Raw genomic sequence first — 8,027 nt, 5'->3', positions numbered from 1 at the left:
GTCTGCGATCCAAACGCCAGCAGCATCGCCGCCTCAGCCCGTCCGCCCCGTCTGGCGCCCCAACCGCGCCTCAGCGCCGCCGGTGAGGGGCTATTTACGGATCACCCCCAAACCCTGCAAGCGGAAAAAGCACCGAAACCCGGATTTTTTTGAAGAAAGCATGACACGGGCGCGTGATCGGGCGGAAAATCGCACGTACTGACCCTGCGTCATGTGGATTTCGGGGCGCCCTGCCCCGCGAATCCGCCCGAATTCGCCCTGTCGAGCGAGTCGAGCGAACCACTGCGGCGACTCGGGCAGCCGACCGGAGCCGGAAAGGAGAAAGGGCGCGCCGGTATCGCACCGGCGCGCCCCCAAGAGACCCGAGCGAGAGGCTCAGGCGAGTCGGATCACTCCTGCCAGGACTGGATCAGCTCGTCGTAGCTGACCGTCTGCGGCTCCTCGTCCTCATTCTCGAGCGCCGGCTTCGGCGCGCCCGGCTGCTCGAGCCAGTACTCCGCTTCCCGCTCCTCGTTGAGAACCGGGCCCAGATCGCCCTGCACGCCGGCACGCTCGAGACGGCTCATCACGTCCTCCATGTCGGAGCAGAGCTGATCGAGCGCGGCCTGCGTCGACTTCGCACCGGACATCGCGTCCCCGATGTTCTGCCACCAGAGCTGCGCGAGCTTGGGGTAGTCCGGCACGTTGGTGCCGGTCGGCGACCACTGCGTCCGCGCGGGCGACCGGTAGAACTCGACGAGACCGCCGAGGCGCGGCGCGCGCTCGGTGAAGTGCTCCGAGTTGATGGTCGAGTCGCGGATGAAGGTCAGCCCGACGTCGGACTTCTTCACGTCCACCGTCTTGGAGGTGACGAACTGGGCATAGAGCCAGGCGGCCTTGGCGCGGTCGACCGGCGTCGAGTCGAGGATCGTCCAAGAGCCCACGTCCTGGTAGCCGACCTTCATGCCCTCTTCCCAGTAGACGCCGTGCGGCGAGGGGGCGAGGCGCCACTTGGGCGTGCCGTCCTCGTTCATCACCTCGGGGCTGTCGACCAGAGGCGCCACGAAGGTGGTGTACATGAACATCTGCTGGGCGATGTTGCCCTGCCCCGGAACCGGACCGGCCTCGGAGAACGTCATGCCCATGGCCGACGGCGGCGAGTAGTTCTGCAGCCACTGGATCGCCTTGTCGACGGCGTAGACCGCCGCGGGCGAGTTGGTGGCGCCACCGCGATCGACGCAGGCGCCGACCGGCTGGCTGTTCTCGTTGACGCGGATGCCCCATTCGTCGACCGGCAGGCCGTTGGGCTCACCCGTGTCGCCCATGCCGGCCATCGACATCCACGCATCGGTGTAGCGCCAGCCGAGCGACGGGTCCTTCTTGCCGTAGTCCATGTTGCCGAAAATTTCCTGCTCCACGCCCATGTGGCTCAGGTCGCGGCCGGTGAAGAACTCCGCGATGTCCTCGTAGGCCGCCCAGTTGACCGGCACGCCCAGCTCGTAGCCGAACTCCTCCTCGAAATCGGCCTGGTTCTTCTCGTCGTTGAACCAGTCATAGCGGAACCAGTAGAGGTTCGCGAACTGCTGGTCCGGCAACTGGTAGAGGTTGCCGTCCGGACCGGTGGTGAACTGGGTGCCGATGAAGTCCTCGAGGTCGAGCGTCGGCGATGTCACGTCGGCGCCCTCGCCCTCCATCCACTCGGTCAGGTTCCGCGCCTGGCCGTAGCGCCAGTGGGTGCCGATCAGGTCGGAGTCGTTGACGAAGGCGTCATAGACGTTCTGACCCGACTGCATCTGCACCTGCAGACGCTCGACCACGTCGCCCTCGCCAATCAGGTCGTGGTTGACCGTGATGCCGGTGATCTCGCTGAACGCCGGTGCGAGCACCTGGCTTTCGTATTCGTGCGTCGTGATCGTCTCGGAGACGACGTTGATCTCCATCCCCTCGAATTCTGCGGCCGCGTCGATGAACCACTGCATCTCCGCTTCCTGCTCCTCGCGCGACAGCGTCGTGACGCCGTCGATCTCGGAGTCGAGGAATTCCATCGCCGCCTCCATGTCGGCGAAGGCAGGCCCGGCCATCAGGCCGAGCGCCACCGCCAGGGCGGTGGTCGATCTCAAGGTAACGTTCATCGTATCCTCCCTTGTTTTGAACGTTTGATATGGCGCGTCACACGAAGCGGAAGATCGCCGCCGCGAGGACGAGACATGCGAGAAGCGCGTAAGGCTGCGGCGCGATGCCGAAGCCGAGCCACGCGAGATTGAGAAACGCCGAGCCGAGCAGCGTGATGAAGAGCCTGTCGCCGCGTGTCGTCTCGATCCCGAGGATCCCGCGGCGCGGGGTTTCGGGAAACTTCACCGCGAGCACGGTGAACGTGATCAAGAGCGCGGCGATGACCGCGAAGAACGCCGCGGTCGGCCAGGTCCATGCCATCCATGCCATCTGTCCCACTCCCTACGGATAGAATTCGCACCAGGCGGTGTAGAACCAGCCGCGCAGATCGGTCCGCCGATCGTTCACGACCGCGCCCTGCGAGATGCACCAGTTTCCCCGGCACTCGCGGGTATCGAGAAAGAGCGAATCGCCGTTCCGGACGCGGGCGATCTCGCGGTAGTCGCTGCCCGGCCCCGTGCGGACCGACAGGAACCCGTCGCCGTTCGGATCGAGCCCCCGGACGAGGCACCCTGCCTCCCACGGCTCGGCGGCGCCCTGAGCGCCCGCCGCACCGGCGGTGGCGCAGGCCAGGATCAGCGCAAGGCAGGTCGGCCGGACCATCACACCCGTCCCAGGGCGAAGCCCTTGGCGATGTAGTTGCGCACGAAGTAGATCACGAGCGCGCCAGGGATGATCGTCAGCACGCCGGCTGCGGCCAGAACGCCCCAGTCGATGCCGGCCGCGCCGACTGTGCGGGTCATGGTGGCGGCGATGGGCTTGGCGTCGACGCTCGTCAGGGTGCGCGACAGCAAGAGCTCCACCCAAGAGAACATGAAGCAGAAGAACGCCGCGACGCCGATGCCCGAGGAAATCAGCGGCATGAAGATCCGCACGAAGAAGCGCCCGAACGAATAGCCGTCGATATAGGCGGTCTCGTCGATCTCCTTCGGAACACCGCGCATGAAGCCCTCGAGAATCCAGACCGCCAGCGGCACGTTGAAGAGACAGTGCGCCAGCGCGACCGCGATATGCGTGTCGAAGAGCCCGACCGAAGAATAGAGTTGGAAGAACGGCAGCGCAAAGACGGCCGGCGGCGCCATCCGGTTCGTCAGGAGCCAGAAGAACAGGTGCTTGTCGCCGACGAACGAGTAGCGTGAGAACGCGTAAGCCGCCGGAAGCGCGACAGCGAGCGAGATCACCGTGTTCAGCACCACGTAGATGAGCGAGTTGACGTAGCCCATGTACCAGGAGGCATCGGTCAGGATCGTCACGTAGTTCTCGAAGGTGACGTCGCGCGGCCAGAGCGAGAAGGTCCCGAGGATCTCGGCATTCGTCTTCAGGCTCATGTTCAGCAGCCAGTAGATCGGCAGCATCAGGAACAGCAGGTAGAGCCCCATGACGATGGCCGACCCGTTCGGGCGGAAGCGGCGCGCTGTCGTCGCGCGGTTCCTCTCGGCCGTCACGTCGCCCGGGATCGAGGCGGCTCCGGGCGCGGCGGTGGTGTCGGTCATCAGCGCACGTCCCTTTTGTCGAGGTTGGTCATCACCGTGTAGAACACCCAAGAGATCGCCAGGATCACGAGGAAGTACATGATCGAGAAGGCGGCGGCCGGGCCGAGGTCGAACTGTCCCAGCGCCATCTTCACGAGGTCGATGGACAGGAACGTCGTCGCGTTGCCGGGACCGCCGCCGGTCACAACGAACGGCTCGGTGTAGATCATGAAGCTGTCCATGAACCGCAGCAGGATCGCGATCATCAGCACGCCCATCATCTTGGGCAGTTCGATGTAGCGGAAGACGGCCCAGCGCGACGCCTGGTCGATCTTGGCCGCCTGGTAATAGGCGTCCGGGATGGACTGCAGCCCGGCATAGGCCAGAAGCGCGACCAGCGAGGTCCAGTGCCACACGTCCATGACGATCACGGTCGTCCAGGCGGCGAAATAGCCTTGAGTGTAGTTGTAGTTGATGCCGATCGCATCGAGCGTGTAGCCCAGCAGCCCGATATCGACGCGACCGAAGATCTGCCAGATCGTGCCGACCACGTTCCACGGGATCAGGAGCGGCAGCGACATCACCACGAGGCAGAAGGACGCCCAGAACCCCTTTTTCGGCATGTTGAGCGCGACGAAGACGCCGAGCGGCACCTCGATGGCGAGGATGATGGCCGAAAAGACCGCCTGACGGCCGAGCGCGTTCCACATCCGCTCGGAGTTGAGCATGTCCTCGAACCAGCGGATGCCGTTCCAGAAGAACACGTTGTTGCCGAAGGTGTCCTGCACCGAGTAGTTCACCACGGTCATCAGCGGGATGATCGCCGAGAAGGCGACCAGCACCAGCACCGGAAGAACGAGGAACCAGGCCTTCTGATTGACGGTCTTGTTCATCACGCAGCCTCCCGCCGCCCCTCGGGCGCGATGCGCCAGGCGTTCTCGTACACGTTGATACCTGCCGGATCGAAGACGATTCGGTCGGCACCCGCCGGGACCGGTGCGCCCTCGGGAAGCGTCGCGTTGACTTCCTGCCCTGCGGCGTCGAGCCGGACGATCTTGTGCCGCCCGACATCCTCGATGCGCAGCACGCGCGCCGGCACGCCCTCGCCGCCTTCGGCAAGCCGCACGAATTCGGGCCGCACGCCGATCTGCATGTGCCCCGATCCAAAGGGGTAGACCGCCGGCAGCGGGACGCGAACGTTGTTGATCCGCGCGGCGTTGCCCTCGATGTCGGCGTCGAAGACGTTCATGCCCGGCGAGCCGATGAAATAGCCCACGAAGGTATGCGCAGGGCGCTCGAACAACTCCTGCGGCGTACCGATCTGGACCACCCGGCCGTCGTACATCACCACGACCTTGTCCGCGAAGGTCAGCGCCTCCGTCTGGTCGTGCGTGACGTAGATCATCGTGTGGCCGAAATCGTGGTGCAGTTTTTTCAGCTGCGTGCGGAGCTCCCACTTCATGTGCGGGTCGATCACGGTCAGCGGCTCGTCGAAGAGAAGCGCATTCACATCCTCGCGCACCATCCCGCGCCCGAGGCTGATCTTCTGCTTGGCGTCCGCCGTGAGTCCGCGCGCCTTGCGGTCGAGCTCGGCCTCCATGCCGATCATCGCGCCGACCTTCTGCACCCGCCGCGCGATCTCGTCGGCCGGCATCCCGCGGTTCTTCAGCGGGAAGGCGAGGTTCGCCCGCACGGTCATCGTGTCGTAGACCACCGGAAACTGGAACACCTGCGCGATATTGCGCTCCGCCGTCGGCGCGTCTGTGACGTCCTGACCGTCGAACAATACCCGCCCGTGGCTCGGTCGCAGCAGCCCCGAGATGATGTTGAGAAGCGTGGACTTGCCGCAGCCCGACGAGCCGAGAAGCGCATAAGCCTCGCCGTCCTGCCAGTCGTGGTTCAGCTCCTTCAGTGCGAAGTCGTCCTCGGACTCCGGTTTCGGAAGGTAGGAATGGGCGAGGTTGTCGAGGGTGATCTTGGCCATGTCACGCAGCCTCCGAATAAGGCGCGGGCTGCTTCAGCGCGCCCGAGGTCTCGAACAGGTAGACGTGGCTCGGATCCAGGTGCACCGTCAGCGTCTGCCCGGGCGTTAGCGACCGGACGCCGTGGACAAGACCGACCCAGCGCTCGCCGTGGTGGTCGAGGTGCACGAAGGTTTCCGAACCGGTGATCTCGGTCACCGTCAGCGTCGTTTCGAACGTCATCGCGCCGTCTTGCGCATCGATCTCGAGGTGGTTCGGGCGGAACCCGGCGATATAGCCGCCGTCGTTGAGCCCCGCCACGAGCGAGCCCGCCGGAACCGACTGGCCATCGCCGAAATGCAGGCGCTCCCCGCGCTTCTCGACCGAGAGAAAATTCATCGGCGGGTCCGAGAACACGCGCGCCGTCGTCATGTCGGCCGGCTGACGATAGACGACCGGGGTCGGTCCGAATTGCGTCACCCGCCCCTCCCAGAGCGTGGCGCAATGCCCGCCGAGCAGCAGCGCCTCCTCGGGCTCGGTGGTGGCGTAGACGAAGATCGCCCCGGAATCCTCGAAGATGCGCGGGATCTCGGCCCGCAGTTCCTCGCGCAGCTTGTAGTCGAGGTTGGCGAGCGGCTCGTCCAGCAGCACGAGACCCGCGTTCTTGACGAGCGCCCGCGCGAGCGCGCAACGCTGTTGCTGGCCGCCCGACAGCTCCAGCGGCTTGCGGTCGAGAAGCGGCGACAGCTTCATCAGGTCGGCGGTCTCGCGCACCTTGCGGTCGATCTCGGCACGGTCGAGCCCGAGAAGCCGCATCGGGGATGCGATATTGTCGTAGACCGTCATCGACGGGTAGTTGATGAACTGCTGGTAAACCATGGCGACCTTGCGGTCCTGCACTCGCATGCCGGTCACGTCGTCGCCCTGCCACAGGATGCGTCCGGTCGACGGCTGATCCAGCCCTGCCATCAGCCGCATGAGAGACGTCTTCCCCGACAGCGTTGGGCCAAGAAGGACATTCATCGTCCCGGGTTCGAGGCGCAGGTCGGTCGGGTGGATGTGCGTGTCAGACCCGACGACCTTCGACACGTTCTCGAGCGTCAGCGTCATGCAACCTCCCCTGGACCGTGCGGCCGAACCGTCGAAATCGACGCCGGGCGATACGCTTCGGATCCGGGCGCCAGTGTAGCATCAAATCCGCCGCGCGGGGCGTTGCCATCGCGCAAGCGCCGCGCGCCGATCGCCCGGCCCGCGCCGTTCCGGCGCCCGCACGACCATATCGCGATGCCATGATCCTCCCGCGCCACCGAGCCCTCCAAACCCAGAACAACCGCTGCAGAATTGGTAGCGAAATGCGGCGCAGGATGGAAGCGTATGTTTTCGTTTTTCTTCGATTTGCCCAAGACGCGCGAAGCGGAACCGGGCGAAAATCAGTTAAATAATTTACAAACAACGTATTGCTGTGAAAAACGTCGCGCGCGCGAAGCGCTCGATTGACAAAAAAGAAAACAATGGAACACTGGCGGTGAAAGGGCGCGCCATGTCTCACTCCATTCGCCACCCCGAAATCCTCGAGATCGCCCGGCGCGACGGCAAGGTGACCGTCGACGGCCTCGCGGAACATTTCGGCGTGACCCTGCAGACGATCCGGCGCGATCTCAGCGACCTTGCCGAAACCGGTCGGCTCGAGCGGGTCCACGGCGGCGCCGTCCTCCCCTCGGGCACGATGAACATCGGCTACGAGGACCGACGCGGGCTGAACGCCGAGGGCAAGGCGGCGATCGCGCGGGCTTGCGCAGCCGCAATTCCTCACGATTGTTCGATCTTCCTCAACATCGGCACCAGCACCGAGGCCGTGGCCGAACAGATGCTGACGCACCGCAACATTCTCGCCGTCACCAACAACCTGAACGTGGCGGCGACGCTGGCGCGCAATCCCGACTGCGAGGTGGTGGTGACCGCCGGCGCGCTCCGGCGCTCAGACGGCGGGCTGACCGGCGACCTCACGCAGAGCACGATCCGTCAGTTCAAGTTCGACATCGCGGTGATCGGCTGCTCGGCGCTCGATGACGAGGGCGACATCCTCGATTTCGACATGCAGGAAGTCGGCGTGACGCGCATCATCATAGAACAGTCGCGCCGCGTGTTCCTGGTGGCCGACCACACCAAGTTCCGCCGCAACGCGCCCGTCCGCGTCGCCGCGCTTGCCGACCTTGCGGCCTTCTACACGGACGCTCCGCCGTCGCCCCACATCGTCGAGCGGTGCCGCGACCTGCACGTCGCGCTGCACGTCACGTCCTGAGGCCCGGCGCCGCCCGGGAACGGCGCGGTACCCTCGGCGAGACTGGCCCACATCGCCGACGCCTCGCGGTCCGATCGCTGGACTGGGAGAGCACCTGTCGACGCTCGACGGCACGGTCTCGCGCACGTCCGGCATCGAGTG

9 protein-coding genes are annotated in these 8,027 nt (G+C 65.3%); 2 read left to right on the top strand and 7 right to left on the bottom strand.

Features of this window, described 5'->3' with window-relative positions:
* Positions 1-389: 389 nt before the first annotated feature.
* Genes ROJ8625_RS20050 through ROJ8625_RS20020 form a run of 7 tightly spaced genes read right to left on the bottom strand, consistent with a single transcriptional unit; the run spans position 390 to position 6,694 of the window.
* Complete coding sequence (locus ROJ8625_RS20050) at positions 390-2,111, bottom strand: ABC transporter substrate-binding protein (protein ID WP_200813350.1); 1,722 nt, start codon at positions 2,109-2,111, stop codon at positions 390-392.
* A 37-nt stretch (positions 2,112-2,148) separates the two neighbouring features.
* Entirely contained in the window at positions 2,149-2,421 is a 273-nt protein-coding gene (locus ROJ8625_RS20045) for a DUF2160 domain-containing protein (protein WP_085793708.1), read from the bottom strand.
* A gap of 12 nt (positions 2,422-2,433) precedes the next feature.
* Positions 2,434-2,754, bottom strand: coding sequence for an SH3 domain-containing protein (locus tag ROJ8625_RS20040; RefSeq protein ID WP_085793707.1), 321 nt, complete (start codon positions 2,752-2,754; stop codon positions 2,434-2,436).
* Positions 2,754-3,644, bottom strand: a complete 891-nt coding sequence (locus tag ROJ8625_RS20035) for a carbohydrate ABC transporter permease (RefSeq protein ID WP_200813349.1) — start codon at positions 3,642-3,644, stop codon at positions 2,754-2,756. Before ROJ8625_RS20035 ends, ROJ8625_RS20040 begins: the two co-directional genes overlap by 1 nt.
* Positions 3,644-4,516, bottom strand: a complete 873-nt coding sequence (locus tag ROJ8625_RS20030) for a carbohydrate ABC transporter permease (protein WP_085793706.1) — start codon at positions 4,514-4,516, stop codon at positions 3,644-3,646. Before ROJ8625_RS20030 ends, ROJ8625_RS20035 begins: the two co-directional genes overlap by 1 nt.
* Complete coding sequence (locus tag ROJ8625_RS20025) at positions 4,516-5,607, bottom strand: ABC transporter ATP-binding protein (RefSeq protein ID WP_085793705.1); 1,092 nt, start codon at positions 5,605-5,607, stop codon at positions 4,516-4,518. The genes ROJ8625_RS20030 and ROJ8625_RS20025 overlap by 1 nt, the downstream gene beginning before the upstream one ends.
* Before the next feature lies 1 nt (position 5,608).
* Complete coding sequence (locus ROJ8625_RS20020) at positions 5,609-6,694, bottom strand: ABC transporter ATP-binding protein (RefSeq protein ID WP_085793704.1); 1,086 nt, start codon at positions 6,692-6,694, stop codon at positions 5,609-5,611.
* 264 nt (positions 6,695-6,958) lie between these two features.
* Between ROJ8625_RS20020 and ROJ8625_RS21515 the strand changes: the two genes are divergently transcribed.
* Both ROJ8625_RS21515 and ROJ8625_RS20015 read left to right on the top strand, forming a co-directional pair.
* Entirely contained in the window at positions 6,959-7,081 is a 123-nt protein-coding gene (locus ROJ8625_RS21515; protein WP_268794713.1) for a hypothetical protein, read from the top strand.
* A gap of 43 nt (positions 7,082-7,124) precedes the next feature.
* On the top strand, positions 7,125-7,886 hold the full coding sequence (locus ROJ8625_RS20015) for a DeoR/GlpR family DNA-binding transcription regulator (RefSeq protein ID WP_085793703.1): 762 nt from the start codon (positions 7,125-7,127) through the stop codon (positions 7,884-7,886).
* The last annotated feature ends 141 nt before the right edge of the window (positions 7,887-8,027 follow it).

Source organism: Roseivivax jejudonensis (assembly GCF_900172265.1).
Classification (GTDB): domain Bacteria; phylum Pseudomonadota; class Alphaproteobacteria; order Rhodobacterales; family Rhodobacteraceae; genus Roseivivax; species Roseivivax jejudonensis.
Note: the sequence above shows the minus strand (reverse complement) of the source record. Positions and strands in the feature narration are given on the sequence as shown.